The 24,979-nt window shown below is 56.3% G+C and carries 16 protein-coding genes; 7 read left to right on the plus strand and 9 right to left on the minus strand.

The features are described 5' to 3' along the window. Positions 1-11 precede the first annotated feature (11 nt). The 5 genes from QEH54_RS10600 to QEH54_RS10620 form a co-directional block, all read right to left on the minus strand. Entirely contained in the window at positions 12-413 is a 402-nt protein-coding gene (locus QEH54_RS10600; protein WP_309018645.1) for a biopolymer transporter ExbD, read from the minus strand. After that, positions 410-928, minus strand: a complete 519-nt coding sequence (locus QEH54_RS10605) for a MotA/TolQ/ExbB proton channel family protein (protein WP_309018646.1) — start codon at positions 926-928, stop codon at positions 410-412. Before QEH54_RS10605 ends, QEH54_RS10600 begins: the two co-directional genes overlap by 4 nt. After that, positions 906-2,333 carry a MotA/TolQ/ExbB proton channel family protein gene (locus tag QEH54_RS10610; protein WP_309018647.1) on the minus strand — a complete coding sequence of 476 codons (1,428 nt, stop codon included), beginning with the start codon at positions 2,331-2,333 and terminating at the stop codon, positions 906-908. Before QEH54_RS10610 ends, QEH54_RS10605 begins: the two co-directional genes overlap by 23 nt. Further along, a complete protein-coding gene (locus QEH54_RS10615; protein ID WP_309018648.1) occupies positions 2,330-3,109 on the minus strand; it encodes a DUF3450 family protein in 780 nt (259 codons plus the stop codon). Before QEH54_RS10615 ends, QEH54_RS10610 begins: the two co-directional genes overlap by 4 nt. A gap of 89 nt (positions 3,110-3,198) precedes the next feature. Then, complete coding sequence (locus QEH54_RS10620) at positions 3,199-5,073, minus strand: hypothetical protein (RefSeq protein ID WP_309018649.1); 1,875 nt, start codon at positions 5,071-5,073, stop codon at positions 3,199-3,201. A 423-nt stretch (positions 5,074-5,496) separates the two neighbouring features. On the opposite strand from QEH54_RS10620, the gene QEH54_RS10625 reads away from it, so the two are divergent. From QEH54_RS10625 to QEH54_RS10645, 5 genes are all read left to right on the plus strand, one after another. Then, positions 5,497-7,431: a glycoside hydrolase family 97 catalytic domain-containing protein gene (locus tag QEH54_RS10625; RefSeq protein WP_309018650.1), complete on the plus strand. Its 1,935-nt coding sequence runs from the start codon at positions 5,497-5,499 to the stop codon at positions 7,429-7,431. A gap of 55 nt (positions 7,432-7,486) precedes the next feature. Further along, positions 7,487-9,058 (plus strand): glycoside hydrolase 43 family protein, encoded by a 1,572-nt coding sequence (locus tag QEH54_RS10630; protein ID WP_309018651.1) that lies wholly within the window; start codon positions 7,487-7,489, stop codon positions 9,056-9,058. 204 nt (positions 9,059-9,262) lie between these two features. After that, on the plus strand, positions 9,263-11,857 hold the full coding sequence (gene xyl3A, locus QEH54_RS10635; protein ID WP_309018652.1) for a xylan 1,4-beta-xylosidase: 2,595 nt from the start codon (positions 9,263-9,265) through the stop codon (positions 11,855-11,857). Between the two features lie 167 nt (positions 11,858-12,024). Further along, a complete protein-coding gene (locus QEH54_RS10640) occupies positions 12,025-13,965 on the plus strand; it encodes a glycoside hydrolase family 97 catalytic domain-containing protein (RefSeq protein ID WP_309018653.1) in 1,941 nt (646 codons plus the stop codon). 111 nt (positions 13,966-14,076) lie between these two features. Next, entirely contained in the window at positions 14,077-15,624 is a 1,548-nt protein-coding gene (locus tag QEH54_RS10645) for an alpha-L-arabinofuranosidase C-terminal domain-containing protein (protein ID WP_309018654.1), read from the plus strand. A 289-nt stretch (positions 15,625-15,913) separates the two neighbouring features. Here the strand turns inward: QEH54_RS10645 and QEH54_RS10650 are convergent, their stop codons facing one another. The 3 genes from QEH54_RS10650 to QEH54_RS10660 form a co-directional block, all read right to left on the minus strand. Continuing rightward, positions 15,914-16,771 (minus strand): hypothetical protein, encoded by an 858-nt coding sequence (locus QEH54_RS10650; RefSeq protein ID WP_309018655.1) that lies wholly within the window; start codon positions 16,769-16,771, stop codon positions 15,914-15,916. Further along, positions 16,768-17,652: a hypothetical protein gene (locus QEH54_RS10655; protein ID WP_309018656.1), complete on the minus strand. Its 885-nt coding sequence runs from the start codon at positions 17,650-17,652 to the stop codon at positions 16,768-16,770. The genes QEH54_RS10650 and QEH54_RS10655 overlap by 4 nt, the downstream gene beginning before the upstream one ends. Positions 17,653-17,818: 166 nt before the next feature. Beyond that, positions 17,819-20,218 carry a TonB-dependent receptor gene (locus tag QEH54_RS10660; RefSeq protein WP_309018657.1) on the minus strand — a complete coding sequence of 800 codons (2,400 nt, stop codon included), beginning with the start codon at positions 20,216-20,218 and terminating at the stop codon, positions 17,819-17,821. Between the two features lie 182 nt (positions 20,219-20,400). Between QEH54_RS10660 and QEH54_RS10665 the strand changes: the two genes are divergently transcribed. Next, positions 20,401-21,114, plus strand: a complete 714-nt coding sequence (locus QEH54_RS10665; RefSeq protein ID WP_309018658.1) for a response regulator transcription factor — start codon at positions 20,401-20,403, stop codon at positions 21,112-21,114. Further along, positions 21,107-22,480, plus strand: a complete 1,374-nt coding sequence (locus QEH54_RS10670) for a HAMP domain-containing sensor histidine kinase (protein WP_309018659.1) — start codon at positions 21,107-21,109, stop codon at positions 22,478-22,480. Before QEH54_RS10665 ends, QEH54_RS10670 begins: the two co-directional genes overlap by 8 nt. A 206-nt stretch (positions 22,481-22,686) precedes the next feature. Here the strand turns inward: QEH54_RS10670 and QEH54_RS10675 are convergent, their stop codons facing one another. Further along, positions 22,687-24,696, minus strand: coding sequence for an alpha-L-arabinofuranosidase C-terminal domain-containing protein (locus QEH54_RS10675; protein WP_309018660.1), 2,010 nt, complete (start codon positions 24,694-24,696; stop codon positions 22,687-22,689). Positions 24,697-24,979 lie beyond the last annotated feature (283 nt).

Consider the following 24,979-nt stretch of genomic DNA (forward strand, 5'->3'; position numbering starts at 1 on the left):
TCCGCTTGCTTCTACTGTTTGGTGGCGAAGTGGATGTTCTTGGCTCCGGCTGCCTTGGCCTCTCCGTACACGCGGGCGAACGCTCCGTGACTCGTGCCGGAATCCGCTTGTATGATGACGCCGCTCTCTTCCGTAGTGAGTATTCTTTGGATACGTGGACGGACTCCAGATACGCCGATTTCCTCGCCGCCGTAGTAGACTCGGTCGTCTGCGGAGATGGCGATAAGAATGGAATTCTTGTCGAGCGCTTGGGTGGAGGCAGCCTGAGGTTTGTTCACTTCGATTCCCGACTCCTCCACAAAGACGGTAGTTACGATGAAGAAGATAAGCAGGATGAAGATGCAATCGATCATAGGGGATAGATTGATATCCACCTTTTCATCCGAATCGTACTTTTCTCGGGCTCTGCTCATCGATGAATCGTCTGTCTCATGGTTTGCAGCTCGAACGCGGCGAGCTTCTGCTCGATACCGCGAGCGATGCGCGAAACGAGCTGGGTGTAGAAGATGCCAACGATGGAAATCATGAGACCGGTTTGGGTGGTGATGAGAGCGACTTTTACGCCATCGGCTACCGCTTGCGTGGTGTCGACTCCTGCTTCAGCGCCGATGCCCTTGAAGGTCTCCAGCATTCCGATCACCGTTCCCAAAAGGCCTAGCAGCGGAGCGGCTACGATGAGTACGTTGGCGTACTTGAGTTGGCGGGCGATTAGGTGGGTGAACCTTTCGCGAAAAGCGATGATGGCGTCTCTCGGTTCCGAGGTGGCGTATTTCTCAATCGCTTCCTGTATCTTGATCTTTGATACGAAGCGCAGCAGTCCGATGGCGTTCCGATAGAGAAGGAGGGAGAGGATGGCGAGCGGTATCATGATCGGGCCGCCACTGAGAACCGTGTCCCAAAGTCTGCTAAACTCGAGTTCGTTGATCATCTGCTGAAAGCGCTTTCTCCTTGGACAGTTGACGACCAAAAACATCTGCAACGTCTTCCATCGCCGCGATGCGACTGCGCATCATGCGACTGAATACACCATGAAGAACGAGGGCGGGTATGGCGACGATCAGGCCGAGCTCCGTAGTGATGAGAGCTTCGGAAATGCCGGAGGAAAGCGACTTTGCATCGCCGGTACCGAATACTTCAATCAAGGTGAAGGTCTTGATCATGCCGACAACGGTCCCTAGCAGGCCCATGAGTGGAGCGACTGCAGCGGTGGTGGCGAGGAAGGGGAGAAATCGCTGCAGGCGTGGGCGCTGCTGCACGATGACCGTTTCCATAGCCTCCAGGGCTAGCTCGGGTCCGGCTTTTGCGAATTCGATTCCTGTCGAAAGCACCTTTCGCACAGGACCTTTGACGTCAGAGATCGAGTCTTCGGCGACATGGCTATCATCCTGTATTGACGATTTCGCTACAGAACGAGGGTCTGCTGTCAGGTCGATGGTGGTGGCGCGCAGATCGAACATTTTTAGAATGGCGACAAGCAGAGACAGGCCCCCAAGAGCGAGAATAGCGTAGCCGACCCAGCCGCCTTTGGCGAGGTGCTGGAGAGCAGAGCCTTTCGCTTCTTTCAACAAGTTGGCTTTCCCTTGAGATGCGTCGACGATCAGAGAGCCTTTTCCGGTGGAAAACAGTTGAGAGACCTCTTCGTTGAAATCCGATGGAAATGGCTTCAGTCGAGGTTCGATGGTGCCTGGGTTGAACTCCAGGAAGCCGGTATGCGAACCGCCGGCCGAGTGAAAATAGGCCGTCGGTCCGAGGACAAGGATCGTGCCATCCTTGACGCCTCCGGTAGGTGTGATCGCCCTGCCTTCGAATGGAAGCCCGCCTAGCAGAGCCTCTTGTCGCTCGATGCCGGCGTCAATGGCTTGGAAGAATATCGGTATGCGATTCTCTGGCAGGTCGTCTACAGAATCGAGTTCAGTGCGGATTTTGAAGAGAGGCTCTCGGTGCCGTTGGTCCTCGGCGATATGAAGTCGGCTTTCGAAGTTGTTCAAGTATTCGGATAGAACGCCACTGTTGTACTGCAGCTGTGTATCCATTTCGCTGATGCGTTGGTTGATGCGCTCGAGATCGATTTGCAGCGTTTCCGCGGAGCGTTGAGCCTTGGTCCGCTCGTCTCGTCGTTTGACCAAAAGGTTTTCGAGTCGATTTATTTCCGAGACGAGCTCGAGCCTTTCGTCGCCGATCTCGCTGAGGAAGGCTTGATAGTCTTGGAGGGCTTCCTCGATGCGCTGATCTCGGTCGGCGAGCAGTTTCTCGTAGTTTGCCGACTGCGAGTGAGCGATTGGGAGCAGCGCGAGCGAGGCGAGCGTGAGGACGACAGAGGTGGGGTGACTCATTTCTGACGTTCTCCAAGATCAATTTGGAAGGGCACGCTGACTGCTATCGGGTCCTCGAGCTTGTCGTAGACGTGGAAGATGCGCTTAATCGCGGGGCTGCTTTCATCGAAGTCGATCCATTGCCATCCATCCAGATCAGGCTTGAGCAGCCAGGCTCGTTCCCCGGTCAGGTCAGTCGCGAATCCGTGGGAGAGTCCCCAGTAGAGAGCTCTCACTTCGATCGTATTTCCATCGTCGACTGAGCGGATGGAGTGGGAGAGAGTGAGGCTTTGATTGAATTCGTCGATGGTGGTCATGATGGCGACCACGTTTTGCAGGCGGTTTGGCAGGGGAACGTTTTGCTCGGACTCGCCTGGGATTTTTGCGAGCAGGCTTCGCAGCTTATCCTTCAGGGGGTCGGGCAATCGCTCGCTCAAGGCTTGGAGTCGCTGCTCGTAGCCGTCGATGCGCTGGGCGATTTGCTGGCCGAGCTCGCTATGGGCGCTTTCCTTGAGCCGAGCGGCCGAGGTCCGCTCTTCGAGCTCTTCGATCGAGTGTCGGTAGTACGCAAGGCTCTCCTCGGCGGAGCTGAGGCTGGACTGCAGGGTTTCGATAGAGGTTTTCAGCACCTCCTTGTCGGTCCTCCAAGCAGCCTTTTCTTCAGCAAGTCTGGTGCGGAGATCGATCCATTTGTCGGTCTTTTGCTTGAGTTGGTCGAGCTCGGTAGCTGGGAGCAGGGCAGGCGCGAGAATTGCGAGAGCGAGCAGGAGGCTACTCGCGGATTTGAGAATGGGCATAGGGATGGGAATCGCGATTGGAGGCTAGGAGGCCAGTTGCCGGGGGCTGCAACGGGCTGAGAAGCGGGTCGACGTTCGAAGCTATCAGACTAGAGTCGAATCATCTCGATGGCCTTTTGTTGGAGCTCAGGCGAATCTTTGAGGGCGCTCGCAGCCACGCTTGCCAAGAGCTCCTTCCGAAGCGTTTCTGGGCTGATGGAAGGATCTGTGGCCGCTTCTTTCAGATGAAGGCGTTCCGTTTCCGAAAGTTCGAATTCGCTGAAGCTCGCTTTGAGGGAGAGAGCAAGGATAAGCGTCTGCAAGTCACCTGTCTGTGCAGCTCTTTCAAGATAATGATCCCCAGCCGACTGCATGAGCGTCTCCAGTTTGTTGGCGCAGGCGGAAGCGAATTCGAGATAGAACAGATCCTCGCTCGATTTTACGGCTTCTTCCGAATAGTCGCCTGAGTCGACGCTCGGGTCTCGGCGGTCGTAGTTGAGATTGCGAGTCCACTCGCGTTCGCGTTGGAGTTGCACTGAGTCGCTCTGAGAGGGTCCACCTGCTGCGGTTTCCAAGGAGAGGGTGGCGTCGCTTTGAAAGGTAGTGACGACATGCTGCTTCAAGTAATCGTACTCGGTCGGCTCTTCTTCGCTGATGAGCGTACTTGGGGTCTGGTAGACCAGAGCAAGGGTGTCTAGGTGGATTGGCATCGGCGGTTGAGGGGCGTTGGGGTTGGTTGGTTTGCCGCCCTCTATATGTTTTTGAGCCAAAATCATAGACTGTCGTTCCGCATAGGAACCGCCGATTCCGTTCGGATTCTCCTCTGCGGCCTTCGCTAAATAATCGTCGTGAGAGGTGTCTTCGAGCGTATTTACTCCAAGAGGGCCGCTGGCCCTGTCGCCTCCATCGTAGTCGTCGATCCAATTCTGGTGGTCGATTTCCCATTGGGCATAGAGCTTCTGGTATCGCTTGGCCTGTTTTTCGTACTTCGCCAGCAGGCCGACAAATTCAGGGTTTTCAGTTTCTTCGATCCCGCCGGGAATGGTGGAGGAGACCGTTTTCTCTTCAATGGTTTCGCTCCGGTCGAACTGATCGATTTTCACATTGAGTGAAAGATCCGCTTCCTGAGTCGACGTCGCGGCGACGATGCGATCCCCAGCCTTGCGGGCCAAACTGTCGCGGATGGCTTTGTCGAGTCGGGGATCTTGGTGATCCTCGACCTGGATGGACAGCCCGAGGTGGGCATCGGGCTGACGGAGGGCTCTCTTCACCAGAAAGGCTTCGCCTCTGAGAGGTGACGCTCCGGCGACAGCTGCCTTCCATTTGTCGATGATGAGAGTATCGCTCGCGGCGTAAACGGCCTGTTCAACAGCATCGCCGATGGAGGGGGTGAGTCCGGACGAATCAATCGCCTCGCGAATGGAATCGATCTTAGCTTGGTTGTGAGCGTCGACTGCCTTGGTGATCTCCTCTTGGAGTCTCGGAATGATGGAGCTTTCGCGGAGCCTTTGATTGAGAGCGAGATCGCGGTTCAGATATTGGCTGAAGGCTGACAGTGAGCGCAGGTTTTCGCTAACACGCTCGGATTGTGAAACGCCAGCCAGCGCTTGCATGATCTCACTCTCGAGCGCTTGGAGCTTCTGTAGTTCGGCTTTCAGGTCCTGGGCTTTCTCGGGCAACAGACCGACCGCTCGCCTAGAGAGCTCGATGCGTTTGGTGAGATTCGATTCAGGGGTGCGTCGGTACTCCTTCAGAATGGCAAAGTAGGCCTTTTCGGGGGATTGCTGGGGCTGAAAAACGGCTTTGCTGCCTTCGACTTGCGACTCGTCGGACTGCTGTTCGCGCAGGGCGTTGTCAAACCAGGCGTCGTCGTGCGTCTCTTGGGTATTCTGGCCGAGCAGTCCGTGGATGGGAGCGGCGAGCAGGCACAGCGCAAGTGAGAAGGGCGTGATAGGGGTGCGGCAGTTTTCTTTGTTGCGTTTCATAGGTTGGATCCTTTTTGACATACAGCGCTGAAGGCGTCGGTTGCGGGTTCTATCGAAGAGACCGTTTCGTGATCTGTCTCATGGGGTAGGGTAAACAGTGGGTTCGCTTGCTTGAGCTTAGCTCCCAGCATCGCTCGTAGTATTCTTTATAGGTCGCGTCTCTTGTAAACTCCGAGGCGGTATATATTTAGATATATCAATTCTATTTCCCCTTATAGAATTGGGAAGGGTCGCGGAGGTTTTCGGCTCATGTTGAGGGTGGGCTGAAATTGTACAGACGCTTTCTTTTGGGGTTCTCTGCGCCAGCGAATAGGGCTGTTATGACCTAGGTTATATTCACAATATCCTAAATGAAAACCTGACTTTCGCTCGAACAGCTCGATGCTGGTCTTTTTGATCCCCCTCAACGGAGAGATTCAGATTATGAGACGACTGCCCCTTTATTTTCTTTTGGCATTTTCTTCGCTCGTCATGGCGCAGGAAGAAACCAGCCCGGATGGCTCGATACGCGTCGAGATCGACCTGGATGACCACGGACGACCGAGCTACCAGATCGAGTTGAACGGCGTTCAGGTTTTGGAGCCTTCGCCGCTGGGGCTGGAGACGAGCATCGGGAGCTTCTCCTTGGGCTTGATCGCCAAAGGGGTGGAGCGTCGGGAAGTTTCAGAGAGCTACTCGTTGCCGCATGGAAAGGTGCGGGAGGTCGACTATCTCGCCAACGAGATGGTCGCTCGCTTCGAGAATGCCGAGGGCGCTCAGATGGAAGTGTTGGTTCGAGTGAGCGATTCCGATGTGGCCTTCGCTTATCGAATCAGTGGAGACGAGAGCCAGACTCGGGTGACCGTCCTTGAGGAAGCGACTGGTTTCGATTTCCCTGATTCCGCTCGGGCGTACGTGACCTGGCAATCGCCAGCGAATGAGGGATGGATGGGCACCAAGCCCAGCTACGAGGAAGGGTATTTGATCGATGTTCCGGTCGATCGCGAATCGCCGCGAGGTCTGGGTTTTACCTTCCCCGCTTTGTTTCGCTTGGGAGATAACGGCTGGGCGCTCGTATCTGAGACGGGGACCAGCAGTCGCTACGCGGGAACGAGATTGTCCGACCCGACTTCTGAAGGGCTTTACACGATCGCGTTTCCGGAGCCGGACGAAAATGGAGGCATCGGCGAAACGACAGTCAGCGCCCCGCTTCCGTTGCTTACACCCTGGCGCACCATCACCCTAGGATCCACTTTGGCGCCGATCGTCGAGTCGACCGTTTCCACCGATGTAGTCGAGCCGTTGTACGAGGCGTCGATCGACTACCAACCGGGCCGTTCCACTTGGAGCTGGCTTATCTGGCAGGACCCCAGCATGAACTTGGAAGACCAGAGGACCTTTATCGATCTGGCGGCAGAGATGGGGTACGAGTACATCCTGATCGACGCCCTCTGGGATGCCAACATCGGCCGAGAGCGCATGGAGTCGCTGGTGAAGGAAGCCAATTCGAAAGGAGTCGACGTGCTGCTCTGGTACAATTCGAACGGGAACTGGAACGATGCTCCGCAAACGCCTCGCAACATCATGGACAACGCTCCGGCTCGCCGAAACGAAATGGAGTGGCTGCAGTCCATCGGCGTGAAGGGTCTGAAGGTCGATTTCTTCGGCGGCGACAAGCAGGTGACCTTGAAGCTCTACGAGGATATCCTCACCGACGCCAACGACTACGGACTGCACCTCAACTTTCATGGAGCGACGCTGCCCAGAGGTTGGGAGCGCATGTATCCAAATTTCATGACAGCGGAAGCGGCCACCGCTTCGGAGAATCTCGTCTTCTCGCAAGGATTCCTCGATAGCGAGGCCCACCGCAGCACGATTTTCCCGTTTGTGCGGAATCCTGTCGCTGCCTTCGACTACGGGCCGATGGTGTTGAACGATCGCCTCTCGCGCGACCAGGATTCCGGCACTATTCGGAAGACCACGGACGCGTTTCAGCTGGCGACTACGGTGCTGTTTCAATCGCCGGTGCAGCATTTCGGTCTGACGCCGAACAACTTGGACGAGCAGCCCAAGCACGTCATTGATTTCTTGAGACAAGTTCCGGTGATCTGGGACGAAACGCGCTACATCGCGGGCGCTCCTGGCGACTTCGCGGTTCTGGCCCGCCGCCATGGTGACGACTGGTATGTCGCGGCGACCAACGGCAAGGATGAAACGCGTCGTCTGGAGCTGTCCGCCCCGTTTTTGGCGGGCGAGTCCTTCTCCTACCTTCATGAAGGAGAGGACGGAGAAACGGAGCTCTCTCAGCTGAAGATCGATGAAAAGGGAGGCTTTTCGATCGAACTCCAGGCCAACGATGGAGCAGTCCTGTATCAATAGTTCGATGCACGCCACGTCTTAGCGTCTTAGAAATACACTATTCCCGACTCGAATCATGACCCCTGCAAAACGACTTAACCTGTTGCTCCTCGCCATCTGTAGCGTGTTCGCAACAATCTCTCTCAACGCCGAAAAGGCCACCAATCCTTTCATCTGGGCCGACGTGCCGGACGTGGCGGTGATCCGCGTGGACGACACCTACTACATGAGCAGCACCACCATGCACATGGCTCCCGGCGTCCCGATCATGAGGTCGAAGGACTTGGTCAATTGGAAGTTGCTTGGCTATGCCTACGACACGTTGGCGGATAACGAGGCCCTGCGTTTGGAGACGGAGCGTTCCGCGTATGGACGCGGCTCGTGGGCGAGCAGTTTGCGCTACCACGATGGTATCTTTTACGTATCCACGTTTTCCGCTACAAGCGGGCGTACCCATATTTACAAGACGGATGATATCGAAGCCTGCGAGTGGGAGGAAATCTCCTTCGAACCGTCCATGCATGACCATTCGCTGGTGTTCGACGACGACGGCAAGGTGTACTTTCTCTTCGGGGGCGGAAACCTTCGTTTGACCGAGCTGGAGCCCGACCTTTCAGGAATCAAGGAAGGCGGTTTCGACGAAGTGGTGATCGAGCACGCTGAAAAGGTGGCTACGGACAACGCCATGCTGCACGCCGAGGGTACGCAAGTGCTCAAGAAGGATGGCATGTACTATGTCATGAACATCTGCTGGCCACAGGGCGGCATGCGCACGCAGATCGTGCACCGCTCGAAATCGATCAAAGGACCGTACGAGGGCCGCATGGTCTTACAGGACAAAGGCGTGGCTCAGGGCTGCCTGATCGATACGCCGGAGGGCGACTGGTATGCTGTTCTCTTTCAGGACAACGGCGCCGTAGGTCGTAGCCCGTGGCTGGTCCCGGTGAAGTGGGAAGACGGCTGGCCGGTGCTAGGCGAAGACGGCAAGGCTCCCATTGTCTTGGATATCGAGGACACGGAGGACGGGCTTTCCAACATTGTGGCTTCGGACGAGTTTGATCGCAAGCCGGGAGCGGAACTGCCGCTTGCTTGGCAGTGGAATCACAATCCAGTGAACGACAAGTGGTCCATCGGCGAGCGCAAGGGGCATCTGCGATTGGAAACCCTTCGCGTGGACGACGATGTGCTGCATGCCAGAAACATGCTGACGCAGCGGACCTTCGGACCGATCAGTTCGGCGGAGACCAAGCTCGACGTTTCGAAAATGAAAGACGGCGACACTGCGGGCCTCATCGCCCTGCAACGTCATTTTGGATACGTGGGCGTAAAGCAGGAGGACGGCGAGCGTTCCATTGTGATGGTGCGGGCTCAGGAAGACGAGCCAGAGGTCCTGGCAACCATCCCGCTGAAAAAGAAGTCGGTTTTCTTCAAAATCGAATGCGACTTCCGCGACCGGGCGGACAAGGCTTACTTTTTCTACAGTCTTGACGGCAAGTCCTGGAATCGCATCGGCGAGCCGCTGCAGATGCGCTACACGCTTCCGCACTTCATGGGCTATCGATTTGGCTTGTTCAACTGGGCGAGCGAGCAAGTCGGCGGTCAGGTAGACTTCGATTTCTACCGCATCGGTGACCGTCTCAGCAAGTAGGGCGGAGGCTTTTCTTGTGGCGCAAACGAGGGGCGGTCGCCCCTCTTGTAAAATTTGGCGGGTTCCGAAGCCCGTTTTCGTTAAGCCTGCTTGAAGGACTGTCGCTGCGGTCCTTCCAAGCAATTCGGTTTACCTATCTTTGATTCAAGCCGGGTAGGGGCTTCGCGTCGCTATCCAGACAGTTTTTATACCCCATAGGCTATCATGACGAAACTAGTTTCTCTTCTCGCATTCGCGTTCGCTGCAGCGAGCGCTTTTGCCCAGCAATATCCGTTTCAGGATCCGAACCTCAGCTTCGAGGAGCGGGCGGCGGACTTGATCTCCCGTCTGACGCTCGAGGAAAAGGCTGCCCTGATGTGCGACCAGTCCGAGCCCATCCCGCGCCTCGGCATCAAGCGCTTCAACTGGTGGAGCGAGGCCCTGCACGGCTACGCCAACAACGACAACGTCACCGTCTTCCCGGAACCTGTCGGCATGGCGGCCTCCTTCAACGACGAGCTGTTGTACGAAATCTTCGACGCGGTGTCGACCGAAGGCCGAGCCAAGTACCACGAGTGGATCAATGCCGGAAACGAAAACAAGCGCTTCCTCAGCCTCTCGGTTTGGACCCCAAACGTGAACATCTTTCGCGATCCGCGTTGGGGCCGCGGCCAGGAGACCTACGGCGAAGATCCTTATCTGACCTCCCGCATGGGCGTGCAGGTGGTGAAGGGCTTGCAAGGGCCGGAGGATGCCAAGTATCGCAAGCTGCTCGCTTGCGCCAAGCACTACGCGGTGCACTCCGGACCGGAATGGAGTCGCCACGAGCTCAACCTCAACAACGTGAGCCCGCGCCTGCTTTACGAAACCTATTTGCCCGCCTTCAAGGCCTTGGTGCAGGAAGCAGACGTTCGCCAAGTCATGTGCGCCTACCAGCGACTTGATGACGAGCCCTGCTGCGGAAACCGTCGCTTGCTGCAGCGCATCCTTCGCGAGGAATGGGGCTATGAGCACATCGTGGTAGCGGACTGCGGAGCGATCGCTGATTTCTTCACCACGCACAATGTATCCTCGGATCCAGTACACGCCGCTTCCAAGGCTGTGCTAGCGGGCACAGATTTGGAATGCATCTGGGAAAACTATCCCTTTGCTACGCTGCCCGAAGCGGTGGAGCGCAAGCTGCTGGACGAGGCGGACATCGACAAGAGCCTCATGCGCACTCTGATCGGCCGTTTCGAGTTGGGCGATATGGATGACGACTCCATCGTGCCGTGGGCCCAGATCACGCCGGATGTTTTGAACAACGAAAAGCACCGTCAGCTAGCCCTGGACATGGCGCGCCAGACCTTGACCCTGCTGCGAAACGAGAACGATATCCTGCCCTTGTCCAAGTCTGCCGACAAGATCGCCGTCATCGGCCCGAACGCCGACGACGAGCCGATGCTCTGGGGCAACTACAATGGCACTCCGGTACGCACCATCACCATCCTCGACGGTATCAAGACCAAGCTCGAAGCCGACCAGATCTTCTACGACAAGGGTTGTGACCTGGTGGAAGACAAGGTGACCGAAACCTACTTCGCCCAAGCCTCATTCGAAGGAAAGCCAGGCTTCAAGGCGACCTATTGGAACAACCCGGATCGCAGCGGCGAGCCAGTAGCGGTCGACCAGATCGTCAATCCGCTCAAGAAGACCACCGCTGGCCAGCATCAGTTCGCTTCCGGTGTTAGGCTGGAAGGATTCTCCGCTCTGTATGAAACCGAATTCGTGCCCTCGGTTTCCGAGGAAATCGTCTTCAAGGGCGGAGCCACTGGATTCTTCGAGCTGGTGGTGAACGGCGAGAGCATTCAGACCTATCGCAACTGGCGCACTTTGCCCTCGCGCATTCCCTTCCAGGTCGAAGCGGGCGAAACGTACAAGATCGAGATCCGCTACGCCCAGCTCGAGAACTGGCAGGCCAACATCGAATTCAATTTCGGCAGGGAGGTGGATGTCGACTACACCGAGCTCCTTCGAAAGCTGGAGGGCATCGAAACGGTGGTCTTCGTGGGCGGCCTTTCCGGCCAGCTGGAAGGCGAGGAAATGCCGGTGTCGTATCCAGGATTCAAGGGCGGCGACCGCACCAATATCGATCTTCCCTCCGTGCAGCGAAACTGCCTGAAAGCGCTCAAGGAGGCGGGCAAGAAGGTTGTCTTCGTCAACTGCTCCGGATCCGCTATGGCGTTCACTCCGGAAACCGAAACCTGCGACGCTATCCTGCAGGCTTGGTACGCTGGCGAGTCGGGTGGACAGGCCATCGCCGATGTATTGTTCGGCGACTACAATCCATCCGGCAAGTTGCCCGTCACCTTCTACAAGAGCTCTGACCAGTTGAAGGACTTCGAAGACTATACCATGGAAGGGCGAACCTACCGCTACATGGAAGACGCGCTCTATCCATTTGGATACGGACTGAGCTATACTGATTTCGAAATCGGTACCGCCAAGTTGAGTAAGAAGAAACTAACTACCAGCGACTCCGTGACGCTCACCATTCCGGTTCGCAATGTCGGCGAACGCGACGGTCTGGAGATCGTGCAGGTGTACGTACGCAAGATCGATGACGTCGATGGTCCTATCAAAACCCTGAAAGGTTTCGCCCGCGTGGAAGTGGCCGCTGGCAAAAGCAGCAAGGCCACCATCGAGCTGCCACCATCGTCCTTCGAATTCTACAGTTGGGAGCAGCGCGGCATGGCGATCACGCCGGGCGAGTACGAGATTTTCTACGGCTCGAGCTCCGACGCCAAAGACCTCAAAACGACCAAAGTGACCTTGCTCTAGCATGGTGAGATAAGATTCTAACCTATTCCAAATGAACGAGCCCGGAGGTCGCGTTCCACCAGAACCAAAGGTGGCGCGTACCGAGCAGAGCGACACTCGACGTGCGAAGCGAGGAGAAAACCTCCGGGCACGCTCAGTCCCATCACCCTTCAACAACGCCCCAGCCTATGACCCTCAAAGCGATCTTCTCTCGCTCTGCTCTTTGCAGTCTCTCTCTTCTCTTTTTCGTCACCGCTCACGCCCAAGCGAATCGGGTGATCTCGCCTAACGAGAAAATCGAAGCCACGTTGCTCAGCGACGCCTCTGGCGAAGCGAGTAGCTGGTATTTGGAAATAGCCTACATGCAGGATGGCGAGCGAACAATCGCCATTCCGCGGGTCGACCTCGGCTTGGTTCGCGAGGACCAGAGTTTCGTCGAGAGGCTCACGCTGAAAGCGGCCGGCGAGCCGCAGTTTATCGAAGAGAGCTACACCGCCATACACGGCAAGCGCTCCGAGTGTAGCAACGTCGCCAACGAGCGAACCTTCACTCTCGAAAACGCTGACGGCTCTCCCATGGAGCTGGTGGTAAGAGCCTACGATGACGGGGTGACGTTTCGGTATTCATTTCCTGAGGACGATGGCGAGTACGTGGTTCTGGAAGAACGCACCGCCTACACCATCGATGCGGAGGCCAAGCGTTGGCTGCAGAAGTGGAACCCGGCGAACGAAGGCCTGTATCTGGAGCAGAGCGCCACTGAACAGCAGGAGTGGTGCTATCCCGCTCTCTTCCAGACTAGCGAAGAAGGCCCCTGGTTTCTTTTGCACGAGTCGGATGTGCTGCGTAGCTATTGCGGCACCAAGCTGAGCAATCTAGAGGACGCGTCGCGCTACGATCTGGTTTTCCCAAACCCCGGCGATGCTCGCGGAGTGGGGGAATCGCAGCCCACAATCGAGTTGCCCTGGAAGTCGCCCTGGCGCGTGATCATTTTGGGCGAGTTGGGCGATTTGGTGGAGTCCACTTTGATCGATGATGTGGCGACTCCCAACGCCCTTGCGGATACCGATTGGATCGAGCCGGGAGCGGCGTCATGGAACTATTGGTCCGACAACCATGGAACCAAGGACTTTCAGGTGGTTTGCGATTTTGCCGACCTAGCCGCTAGCATGGGCTGGCCCTACACCTTGCTCGATTGGGAGTGGGACGCCATGGGCAATGGGGGCGACTTGTATGACGCGGTCGAATACATCAAATCGATCGGAGTGAAGCCGCTCATTTGGTACAACTCTGGGGGCGATCATACATGGGTGCCTGCTACGCCAAAGGATCGCATGCTCACCCACGAGAACCGGGTAGAGGAGTTCACCAAGCTCAATGAAATGGGTATCGTCGGGGTGAAGGTTGATTTCTTCGAAAGCGAAAAGCAGCACATGATCGACTACTATCTCGATATCGTGGAGGACGCGGCGGCATTCGAGATGCTAGTTTATTTTCACGGATGCCTAGTGCCGCGCGGTTGGGCTCGCACCTATCCCAACCTCATGACCTATGAAGGCGTTCGCGGGGCGGAGTGGTACAACAACACGCCGGAGCTCACGACCACCGCGCCTCAGCACAATGCCACGCTGCCATTCACCCGCAACGTGATCGGGGCTATGGACTACACGCCAACTACTTTCACCAACTCGCAACATCCGCACCTGACTTCCTACGGCCACGAGCTCGCTCTTAGCGTGGTATTCGAATCGGCCATACAGCACTTTGCCGATCGTCCAGAGGGGTACTATGAGCTTCCCGATGCTCCGCGTTCGTTTCTGAAGCGCGTGCCGGTCGCCTGGGACGATACCAAGTTCATTGCCGGCTACCCAGGCAAGGACGCGATCATCGCTCGTCGCAAGGGCGAGGAGTGGTACGTCGGCGGCATCAACGGCGAATGGGAGCCAAAGTCGATCTCGCTTCCGTTTGATTTCCTGCCGGAGGGAGAGTCGTACCGACTGACCCTCATCGCTGACGGAAAGCACGACAAAGCCTTTGCGACGACTTACCATGTGGTGACGAGCGAAAGCGAACTCGACCTGGACCTGTTGCGCCGAGGCGGTTTCGCAGCTGTTCTCGAACCGAATCGCTAGCGGTCGATGTTGTCGAATTATCTCCAATCAATGTAGGGCGGGGCGCTGACCCGCCATCTCGTTGAGCAAGCCGGGTCAGCGCCCCGGCCTACAGACAGTTAACCCCAAAAAATGAATACCCCAGTGAAATTGCTAAAACCAACTCTATCCCTTTTTCTTCTGTCGAGTTTGACAGCGGGAACGCTGCTCGTTGCCGAGCCTGCAAAAATCAAAATCGACCTCGATCGTACCGTCGACGAAATCGACCCCAAGATTTACGGAAGCTTCCTTGAGCCGCTCGGTCGCTTCCCGGTGGTCTACGGAACGCTCTACGATCCGGACTCTCCCAACTCCGACGAAAATGGGTTCCGCAAGGAATACATCGAGCAAGTGCGGGATCTGCAAGTGCCTGTCATTCGCTGGCCGGGCGGCAACTTCGTGTCTGGCTACAACTGGGAGGACGGCATCGGTCCCAAGGACCAGCGTCCGACAAAGCTCGACCGCTCGCGCACCCGACCGGAAAGCAATCAGATGGGAACGGACGAATACGTCGCGTTCAGCAAGCTGGTAGGAGCTGAGGATTTCATTTGCATCAACGCAGGCTCGGGTACCATCGACGACGCCAGCAACTGGGTCGAGTATTGTAATGCTCCCGTGGGTACGTACTACGCAGACCTGCGAGCGGAGTATGGCCACCCCGAACCGTTTGACGTGAAGTATTGGGGACTTGGGAATGAGGCGGATGGTCCCTGGCAGATCGGCTACAAGACCAAGGAGGAGTATGTGCGCTTCGCCACGGAAGCCGCCAAGGTGATGAAAATGGTGGACGAGGACATCAAACTTATCGCCTCCGGTTCGTCTCTCTATCCACTGGTGACCACTACTTACGATCCCGATGATGGCTGGATCGATTGGAATGATTACATTCTCGATCAGATGTATGAGGATATCGACTACATCTCCTTGCACCGCTACGCCACGCAGGCCCTCCGCGCTCTGGAGGAGCCCACCTTCGCCGACACCATGTCGTTGGGATTGGATATCGAAGAAAAGATCGTCATCACCAAAGGGCTAATCGAGAAGGCCAAGTCGAAGGCAGAGAGCGATCACGAGGTTTATATTTCCTTCGACGAGTATGGGGCCCGCGGCAATACGCTGGCTGGCCCGCTGCTCCTTTCGCAGCACCTGAATGCCTTTATTCGAAATGCCGACATCGTGAAAATGGCCAACCTGACCTTCCTCACCAGTCTGACCGGCATCACGGAAGACGGCAGCTACAAGACTTCTCTCTACTATCCGTTCTCCCTTTACTCCAACAACTGTCGCGGCGTTTCGCTGGATGTTTATACGAAGGGCGAAACCTACAGCAACGAGCTCTTCGAGGAGATTCCTTATCTCGATGTGACAGCAGTGCTCAACGAAGAGAAGGGCGCCGTATTTCTCAATGTGGTAAATCGCAGCGACACGGACGCCATGGAAGCTGACATCGAACTGCAGTCAGGCGACTACACCGGCAAGGCCATCGCTCGTACCGTCACTGGAGACAGTATCGACGCTACCAATACAGCGGAGGAAGAGGCGGTCACGATCCGCGAAGAAAATGTATCGGTTAAGAAGAACGCGATCCGCTACAGCTTCCCGGCCCATTCGCTGACGCAGATTGAAATCGCGCTGAAGTAGGGACCTGATCGGTTTAGTTCAGTGCTCTCCCGTCTGTCGGCGAGAGAGTGTTTTATCTACTTGTTGCCTACGAGGATTCCGACGGTGCCCATTGAATTGTTTCCGATTTCCAAGGTTACGATAACTGTGGTCCGGACATTGCCTCAAAGCATTACTCTTGCTGGTGCTAGCCAATAGTGTGAATGCCGCCATCGGCGAAGGCGGTCTTCGGCCTGGCCTTTGATTAGGATAGATCAGTAAGCACGTGATCCCATTAGTTCGCCCATCCTCGACTGCGGTTGAGTTGTGACTATCTCTGAGCGAACTTTCGGATTGCGAAAAGGAGAATGGCAGCTGCGATGATGACGAATGCGGCAATTGACCAATATCCCGCTCCTTTGTTGGATCCCGCAGGTTGGGGCTCTGATTGCGGTGATGCTTCGGGGGTGTCGGTACGAAGTGGTTGGGAGTGCTCTGCGGGCTGGTCATCGGGGGGGGGAGGTGTCGAGGTTGGAGTTTCCTGCTCCATTGAACTCTCCCCGCTCAAAGCGGTTAATGCGACGTTCTTGGCTTCATCTTCACTGAGTTCCGACCACGTTATGGTCGACGATCCCAACTGGATTCGGCTGGTGTCGGTCTGGCCGTTGGGCAGTTTTGCGAACTGAAATGTTTTTGGAAGGTCGAGTGTAGTACCCAAATCCACCTTTTTACGGGAGTCCCATCGAGTACCCTGAGATTCCTCTATTCGCTCAAACGTTTCGACAAATATTTCTGTCCCCTTCACGGCGGCTACATATAGGTTCTCACCGTCGTAGGCAGTGTCAAATGCTTGGAACAAGATCGAGTTTCTAGCAAGGCCCGGGTTGTTGTAGAAATCCCACTCGGCTACAATTTCGGATTCACCTCTATTATGGGAGAGACTGAGTGTATACGCAATTCTTATTACCTCTTGCGGTGGAAGGTCGCGGTAACTTCTTTCGATTTCTCCGGACGGACCTTCGGATATATCCATTGCTTTGCGCTTCTGTGTCACAGTGGAAGACGATATTTGGACTATGATATCCGCCTCGAATGGTGTTTGATTACGAAAAACGATTTCTCCGTGCAGGAACTCCATGAATGAGAGCGATAGTACAAAAATTAAAAGTGTGGGCAGTAGGGGGTTCATGGATAGGTTACGGTGTCGTACTGGGCTTGTTGAACTGAAGAAGCATTTGTGGCAGTCACTTGGGTTCCGCTCGAATTTAGGTAAGTAAACCCTGCGAAAGCCGCGTTCTCATGGGCATTTTCAGAGCCAAAACTCCGACCGTAGGAGGGATCGTAGAGGGTCGTTCCGATTTTCACAATCGCGTGATTGTCGAAAGAGGCTGGAGAATCGGTATTACTTTGGGCTGGAATCCTGTCCAGCGCTTGCCACGAAGGATTAGAGGTCCAGTTTCTTATCAGCAGGAATTGACCGTTCAAATCTGGGTTGGTTACGTTCTTAGGGGTGATGACAGCCAATTTGGGCGAAGTTGTACCTTGTGCTCGTAGAATTTCGATGAAGAGTTGTGCCCAAGCCTCACATGTTCCGTCCTCTTCGGATATAAGGTAGTCGAAGTTTGTACATTGCTCCAATGCTTTCCCGTCAGGACCTAAGGGAATGTCACCCCAGTACGTCATTCCAGAAGAGCCGCCTCTTTTTCGAACATCCCAATCAGTGAATTCATTCCATATCTCTGAGATCATTCCCGCTTCCGTGGTCTGTCCGTCAGCATTTTTGCATCCGAGGTAAAATAGGGACTCTTGCCTGCCGGAGGCTTTCGGTTGAGCCCTGGTGAGATAAACCGTATGCTTGGTAGTCTTTGCGTTGAACCAGTCGGAATCGCCGATTTTTATCTGCCATTCGATTTCGAATTCACTCCCGCTCGCGGTGTGATCATAGAATTTTACTGAATCGGCCAAATTGCCGGACGTAGGAGTATACGGGATGGTCACTGAGGTATCTAAAACCGAAGCGGTTATCTCAGGTATTGCAATGGTTCCCGGACCAAATGCCCGAACCTTCACAGGCAGCGATCCAACAGGGCCACCGAGTTCTAGGTGGGCACGGATCCTTGGTTTTGTCTGGTACCCCGTCGCTAACGACGAGCTGATTCTTGTGACCGCTGCTACATTTTCACATATACCGTTGCTTGTGGCGGTGGGGGGAAGAAACCTGTACGGTTCTTTCTGTTTACCAAGCGTAGTCTAGCCGCAGACCGATGATCGGCTCGGCTTCGCTTTCGTCTTCCACTTGGACGCCGCGGCGGTAGTCGAACTCAGTATCGTCGCTCGACGATGCTGCGGTCAGGTTGATGACATCGAGAAAGGTGGTTACATCGATGGGGCCGAATGAGCGGCGATAGTCGATGCGAAGGTTCAATAAGCCGTATCCACTGTTGCGACCGACGTTGCGCTCGGTGATCTCCTTGGAGAAGCGCAGCGGTTCTCCAGCGCCGAGAACATCTGAGTGGATAATAAAGTCGTCGTACGGCCGACCGGAAAGGTACTTGTAGCGAGCCCCGATCTTCCAGCGATCGTTGATTTCCCAAGTCATGCCGAGGGTAGCGACATGCTCTCGGCTAAAGTCGGCAACGACGTCGCCACGGCCATCCTTCTCGTCGATCACGGAATCGTTGTAGGAGTAGGTCGCGGTGGCGTAGAGGCCTTGACGGATGGTACCGTTGACTACGATATCAAGACCGTAGGATGTTCCGTCACCAATATTAGAATACGTTCCGTCTACGCGGTCGAGGTCGACTACAAGATTGTCGAGATTTTGATAGTAGGCTTCGGTCAGCACGGACCAGTTTTCGTTTGGATAAAATTGGACGCCGACGCTACCATGGGTGATCTCCTCATTCTCAAGCTTGTTCGAGGTGTCAGCGGCGAGGTCTAGATACCGTGGCGACTGGTGAAAGAGCCCTGCGGTTGCGAAGTACCGAACCGTATTGCTCGGCCGCCAATTGACGCTGAACCGTGGCGACGCGAAGCTTTCATCGGCAAAGCCATCTCGTTCGAAACGCAGACCAGTGCGAAAATCCCACTCGCCGCGCTCGAATACCTGGTCGATGTAGGCTGCGTAGTTCGTTTCTTTCTGATTGAGCGATGAGTTGGTGTCGGCAGGGGTCAGCGTGATATAGCGCTGATCGGGATTGGGTCTGAAGTCGTCCTGGTCGTAGACAAAGCGGATCCAGTCGCCGTCCAAGACTGTGCTGTAGTCCAGCTCTACTTGTGTTGTTTGTAAGCCTGCGCTGAATACGCCCCATTGATTTGGGGTGGTGAAGTCGCTCCGCCAGCCGAGCTCCTTCTCGCCTTCGCTGATGGTGATGATGTCTTCTCGTATCGGATAACTGGATGCTGGCGATCCGGGCGGTGCGAGGTCGGGAAAGGCTTCACCCTCCGAGCTGGTCTTGTCGCTTTTGCGGTAGTACACCTTGTTGGTCCAAACCGCGTCCGCACCGAGCAATGACCGCAGGGTGAAACCGTACAAATCGCTATCCTGCGTGAAATCCAGCAGGGCCACGTCTTCGAAGTTAGGCGATGCCTCAACATGAGTCACATCCCGGATATAATCCTCCTGCGTATCGATGAGCAGAAGCTCGAAGGTATGCCTCAGATTGATGGGTATGACTGACTTTACGATGATATCACTTAGGGTAGGGTCCCCGATGTCTAGCTCTTCGATGTCTTCGAAAAAGTCGCCGAAATCCAGTTCTCGGGCGGAAACCAGCAAAGTGGAACCGTCCGTAATCCCGGCAGGACCGTCGTATCCGAATTCGTTGCCGGCGATGTCGATGCGCAGGCTTGCGGAAGGGCTTGGATTGCCGCCGGCGACTTCCAATTTGAGCAACGATGCGGCCCGGCCGCCATAAGCCGGACCCCATCCGCCGGGCGAGAATTCTGCTCCGCTGATGGTATTTGGGGCGAAAATGGAAAAACGACCGCCTCCGCCGACATCCTCTTCTTCTCCCAGAGTCGCATCGAAGTGTACCGCTTTGTCGAAGGGAAACTCGTCTACGAAGATCAAATTATCCCGCGGGCCGCGACCGCGTACGCTGAAGTTTGCGAATTCATTGGTGGATACCAAGCCAGGCAGGCCATCCAAGGAAAGCAGCGGATCTGCGCCGCCTCCCACCGAGCTTCGCAATTCTTCTCGATTGCGATAGGCGCTGGAAGCCGACGCGAATACATCCGCTTGTCGTGCTCGTACTTCCACTCCCTCAAGCGTCACCGCTTCTCCGAGAGGCTCGAATAGTTCGAATTCGACCAATATGTCTTTGCGCGTTATGACGCGGATACTGGGCTCATAGGACGAAGCGAAACCGTTTTTGGCTACGTTTACCGAGTAGAGGCCCGGGTCGAGCTGTTCGATGACCACCCGACCTTGCCCGTCGGTTTCGAGCGATTGCGTGGAATTGGTTTCCCGTTCCGTGATGGTGATCTGGGCGTTTGCGAGCGGCCGGTCTGTGATTTGATCTTTCACCACAATCGTCATGCCGCCGGGTGCCTCAGCGGCGTGGACAACTAGCGGAAAGCCAAAAAGCGCCACCGACAAAGCGAACCATAAAACCTGTCTCGAAGTCTTGCTCATATAGACTCGAGAGTCTACGCGAGGGCCCGTGAACGCATCGTGAGACGAACGTTAAGGAAACGCAAAATCGTCCTCCCGACTCCGCCTTGCAGGACAAACAGGTTGAAATGGATACGGGTTTCGGCCAGCAAGTTGGAACCCTCGCGGACGGCAGTCCTGTTTGACCAGCTCCGCTTTTGAAAATGAACGATGCTCCCAACGCACCCGTTCTCCTGGTGGAGGACAATTTCGATCTGGCTGGCAATATCCAGGATTACCTCGAGCAACGGGGTTGGAGTGTCGACTATGTGCCCAATGGAGCCCTCGCGTTGCACCGCGTGAGCGAGCAGACGCACGCAGCGGTGATTTTGGATCTTCGCCTCCCGGTTATCGACGGGCTCGAAGTGTGCCGTCGTTTGCGCAGCAGCATCGCGCCGCGCATTCCGGTGCTCATGCTGACCGCTGCGGACTTGCTCGACGACCGGCTTACGGGGTTCGCGGCCGGCGCGGACGATTATATGGTAAAGCCCTTCGCTTTGCCGGAATTGCTGGCTAGATTGCACGCCATCGTGAGGCGCAGTTCAGCTCAGTCTCCGAGCTCGGTATTGCGTTTGCACGACCTGGAGTTGAATTCCTCCACTCGGGAGGTGCGGAGGGGCGATCGAAGGTTGGTCCTTACCCGCATGGACTATTCCATCCTTGAATACCTGTTGGCGCGATCCCCGGCAGTCGTCCCCCGTCAGGAGCTGGAGCGTCACCTCTGGGCGGATGACCCGCCCGGCAGCGACGCGCTGCGCACGCATATCGCGACCTTGCGGGCCGAAGTAGATCGAGCGGAATCCACCGCTTTGCTGCACACGCACCGCGGAGTTGGTTATCAGATGGCCGTGGTCGAGCCCGAGAGCCGAAATGAGTGAACGAAAGAAACGTTCGCCCAGCCGCTTAGCTTCGCGGATTCGTCGGCTGCTTGTGGGCCTCGCTGTTTCGCTGACCGCCGTGTTCGCGATGATTGGATGGATGCTGTTGCTCACAGCCGAAGAGCTCATCCGGAACAAGTACTATGAGCACCTGCTTGAACATGTGGCTCAGTCCGGGGCTGAGGCTCCGCTGCCGCCTGGTGTGACCCGCTATACTTCCAGCGAATCGATCAGCGAAGCGCTCGGACTTGCGGATCCGCCCATGGAGCGTGGACTGTATTCAGCATTTCGCGACAGCTCGCAGCATCGGACGAAAGTGATGTATAGTTATTTCGACTACATGAAGCTGCCCGAGTGGTCGGGCTGGGAAGAAGAACTTGTGATTTGGGTCGACTCGCCAGGACAGGGGGAGACGGCGACCTGGCTTGTCAGTTCGGCGGACGAGTATACCGACGCGATTGTCGGTTGGCTTCAAATCGCGCTCCTGATTGCAGCGCTCGTCGTCATTGTGGTGGCGCTTTCCGCGAGTAGGTTGATTGCCCAGTGGGCGTTGAAGCCGGTCGTCGCTCTCGCGGAGCGTGTGCAGAAACGAAATCCAGATACAAAGGCCGACTCGCTTTCACCGGGACGATCTGAGCGCGTTGACCACGACGAAGTGGGTTTTCTTGAGGGCGCGTTGGATGCCTACGAAGGGCGTCTGCGCGAGTCCCTCGCACGTGAGCGCGACTTCTTGGCGGATTGCAGCCACGAGTTGCGCACGCCAGTCGCCACCTTGAAAGGAGCGGTCGCCTTGCTTCAGTCCAGCGCGGATGATTCTGCGAAAGATCGTTATTTTGGTCGCATCGAACGTTCGGTTCATCGCATGGAACGTTTGATCGAGATTTTTTTGATGGTCGCCCGGGAAGGCCATCATCGGATGCCGACGCAATCGGTTGACGCGGTAGAAGTCGTCTCTGAAGTGGTCGATGAAATTCGCGCTCTCTATCCGACGCACCCGCTGCGGATTCGATTGTTTTTGGACCAGACGGTGACGATCGTCTGTCACCGCGAAGTACTAGCAGTGTTGTGTCACAATCTTATCGGAAACGCCTTCACGCATCTCGCGGATGGCGAGCTGTGCGTGCGCTTGGATTCGGTGGAGGGCGAGGCCCGTTTGCGAGTCGAGGACGACGGTCCGGGGTTGCCTGAATTCAAGGGTGTTGGCGAGGAGTCTGCTTCGGTGCCGGAGCCAGGGCACGGGTATGGCTTGACGCTCGTCGAACGGCTTTGCCGTACCTGTGGTTGGCGGCTAATCAAGGCGCCGAGAGATCAGGGAGGCACGCGTATCGAAGTGAATTTTCCGGGTGCGCGAGCGGATAAGGCGTGAAAGCGACATTCGATAGGTAGGCGTTTTCTTGATACGGCTGGATTAGGCGTGGCGCGGCGGCCACGCCCTACCTCGGGTTGAAGAGAGCGCGAGGCTGGGTCCACTCGGTGAGCGCCACCGTTGGATACAAAAAGAGCGTCCGGTTGGCGGACGCTCTTTGCGGAAGTTTCAGCGAGCGGGCTGGGCTCGCGTTGCAGAGGCTCTGTCTATTTCAGCGGTAGGACGTAGATCGAAGCGCTGAGGGCGGGGGAGCTGAGGCCCTCGGCGGCATTGGCGATCTCGGTTTCCACGATTTCGATCACACGCTCCTTGCCGGGGGTGTTGTGGGCGAATTCGTCCGGACCGCTGAAGTGATAGCGGGTGCCGGCATCGCTCAGATCGAATCCACTGAGATCCAAGCCGACGGTGATTTCCGATTCGGTGGGATTGACCACGGAGAGGGTGAGGGCCTTGCCGTCCTCGGTGAGGGCGGCGGAGACATCCAGCATATCGTGTTCGAACTCGACCTTCACCGGCTGTGTGCCGAAGTGATGGCGATACATCATGAGGGCGAGGCCGGTGGTTTCCATTTCCGCAGCGATGCGGGTGGTTTTGATGGCTCCGATAACGTTAACAGTCTGAGCGTACAAGGCCATGTCGATGATGTCGGTGTGGCGGAAAAACTCATGCAGACCTGCGGCGATACCCAGTCCGTCCGCTACGTCGTAGACGCAGCCCAGCTCGCCGTACTTGTAGGTGCGGTGCCAGTAGTTCCACTCGGTCATGGCGATGGGCATCTGTTTTCCGTCTAGCTCCTCGAGCGTCGGCTGGAGCTTGCGGTGACCTTCGGCCTTGTTGCGAATGGCTCGGCGCATGTTTTCCAAGTGAGTCGCAATGTCGACGCGTCCTTGATCGGACCAAGGTACGCGGCCGACGTAGAAGTGCTCGGAAATGTAGTCCATGTACTCATGGCTAGCCATGAGCATGCCTTCGGTCCAAGTGACGCCGCGGCGAGCCATCACCGGGTCGGTTTCGGTATTGATGCGTTCCAGGTCGCCTGAAGCGATGAGGATGAGATCGGAGTCCGCTTCCAGCATCTTTTCGGCCACGCGGTTGTGCTTGAGGGTGTAGTGGTGGAGCTGCATGTGGCCTAGCTGCCAGTTGCCCCACATTTCGTTGCCCACGCACCAGTACTTCACGTCGTAAGGCTTCTTGTGACCATTTTCGGCTCTCCAGCTGCCGCCGATGGTGGAGGTGTCGCCATTGGCGTACTCGACCCATTGCTTGGCGGAGTAGGCGTCGCCGAATCCGGTGTTGGCGGCGATCATGGGCTCGGTTTCGAGCAGACGGCAGAAGGCGAGGAATTCGTCGGTGCCGAAGTCGTTGTGCTCCACGCCGGTCCACGCTGGATTGACGCGTGGGGGACGTCGATCGCGGTCGCCGATGCCGTCACGCCAATCGTAGCCACTGACGAAGTTTCCACCCGGCCAGCGGTAGAGCGGGGAGTCGAGTTCCTTGAGCAGCTCGATGGTATCACTCCGCATGCCGTCGATGTTGTCGCCTGGCATGAGGGAGAGGGTGCCCAGTTGGACGGTGCCGCGCAGGACCCGCACGCTGAGAGAGGCGCCTTGCGAGGTGGTTTTGTCCGGGGTGAAGGAAAAGGACTTCTTAGCGTACTTCTTGCCGGAGAAGCTGAGTTTTTGGGCGCTGGATTCACCTTCGCCATCGCCCCAGCTTAGGCGAACATCCACTTCGGCAGTACCGCCGATGGGCTTGACCCAGAGATAGCCCGGGTAGTCGAGACCTTCCTTGACGCCGAGGTCATTCTGGCGAACGCCGCTGCCGCTGGCGATCCGAGGGGTATGTTTTCCCACGAAACTGTCTTCAGTGACCATCGTCACGCCCGCAGGCTCGCCGACAATCTCCCAAGGCGAGGCGGACACTACGGGAAACTCGGTAGCGTCGATGACGCCGGGAAAGTCTGGGTCGGCCAGGGTCTGGTCGCCGTAGGGGTTGTAGTCCTCGGTGATGGGATGGTAGAACTTTCGGTCTTCGAGCATCTCGGCCCAGATGCCTCCGTAGATGCAGCGGCCCATGTGTTCGATGAACTGGCCGTAGATCATGGGATTGATGGCCTCGGAGCGTTCTTCGGCGTCGATACGGACGGTTAGGTCCGCGTTGGGTTGGGCTGACAACGCGACTGGCAGGGCGCTCAGTAGTAGTAATCGTTTTTTCACGTTAAGGTAGGTTGGGTGTTTGTTTTTTCAGCTCGCTCGATTTGACGATCAGAATGGGTTTCCTTCCCCATCAAGCTTTCGCGGGCGATTGAGCGGGAGTTACGCTCGGTAGAGTGAATGACTAGTGTGAACTTAAAAGTTTAAGTCAGGGAGACGTTCGGCTGGTAGATCCTATTGCCTCCCTTTCAAAGTCTGAAATGATGCCCGAACTGTAAAGCCCTCTAGCGTTTCAGAGACCTTTTTTCACCCGAAAAATCGCTTTTCGTCACCCATGTCGTTTCTC

Source organism: Pelagicoccus sp. SDUM812003 (assembly GCF_031127815.1).
Taxonomy (GTDB): domain Bacteria; phylum Verrucomicrobiota; class Verrucomicrobiia; order Opitutales; family Opitutaceae; genus Pelagicoccus.

What these genes read in the sequence shown, in the direction of transcription:
- QEH54_RS10600 (WP_309018645.1), bottom strand. Translation starts at nt 413, where the DNA reads ATGAGCAGAGCCCGAGAAAAGTACGATTCGGATGAAAAGGTGGATATC.
- QEH54_RS10605 (WP_309018646.1), bottom strand. Translation starts at nt 928, where the DNA reads ATGATCAACGAACTCGAGTTTAGCAGACTTTGGGACACGGTTCTCAGT.
- QEH54_RS10610 (WP_309018647.1), bottom strand. Translation starts at nt 2,333, where the DNA reads ATGAGTCACCCCACCTCTGTCGTCCTCACGCTCGCCTCGCTCGCGCTG.
- QEH54_RS10615 (WP_309018648.1), bottom strand. Translation starts at nt 3,109, where the DNA reads ATGCCCATTCTCAAATCCGCGAGTAGCCTCCTGCTCGCTCTCGCAATT.
- QEH54_RS10620 (WP_309018649.1), bottom strand. Translation starts at nt 5,073, where the DNA reads ATGAAACGCAACAAAGAAAACTGCCGCACCCCTATCACGCCCTTCTCA.
- QEH54_RS10625 (WP_309018650.1), top strand. Translation starts at nt 5,497, where the DNA reads ATGAGACGACTGCCCCTTTATTTTCTTTTGGCATTTTCTTCGCTCGTC.
- QEH54_RS10630 (WP_309018651.1), top strand. Translation starts at nt 7,487, where the DNA reads ATGACCCCTGCAAAACGACTTAACCTGTTGCTCCTCGCCATCTGTAGC.
- xyl3A (WP_309018652.1), top strand. Translation starts at nt 9,263, where the DNA reads ATGACGAAACTAGTTTCTCTTCTCGCATTCGCGTTCGCTGCAGCGAGC.
- QEH54_RS10640 (WP_309018653.1), top strand. Translation starts at nt 12,025, where the DNA reads ATGACCCTCAAAGCGATCTTCTCTCGCTCTGCTCTTTGCAGTCTCTCT.
- QEH54_RS10645 (WP_309018654.1), top strand. Translation starts at nt 14,077, where the DNA reads ATGAATACCCCAGTGAAATTGCTAAAACCAACTCTATCCCTTTTTCTT.
- QEH54_RS10650 (WP_309018655.1), bottom strand. Translation starts at nt 16,771, where the DNA reads ATGAACCCCCTACTGCCCACACTTTTAATTTTTGTACTATCGCTCTCA.
- QEH54_RS10660 (WP_309018657.1), bottom strand. Translation starts at nt 20,218, where the DNA reads ATGAGCAAGACTTCGAGACAGGTTTTATGGTTCGCTTTGTCGGTGGCG.
- QEH54_RS10665 (WP_309018658.1), top strand. Translation starts at nt 20,401, where the DNA reads ATGAACGATGCTCCCAACGCACCCGTTCTCCTGGTGGAGGACAATTTC.
- QEH54_RS10670 (WP_309018659.1), top strand. Translation starts at nt 21,107, where the DNA reads ATGAGTGAACGAAAGAAACGTTCGCCCAGCCGCTTAGCTTCGCGGATT.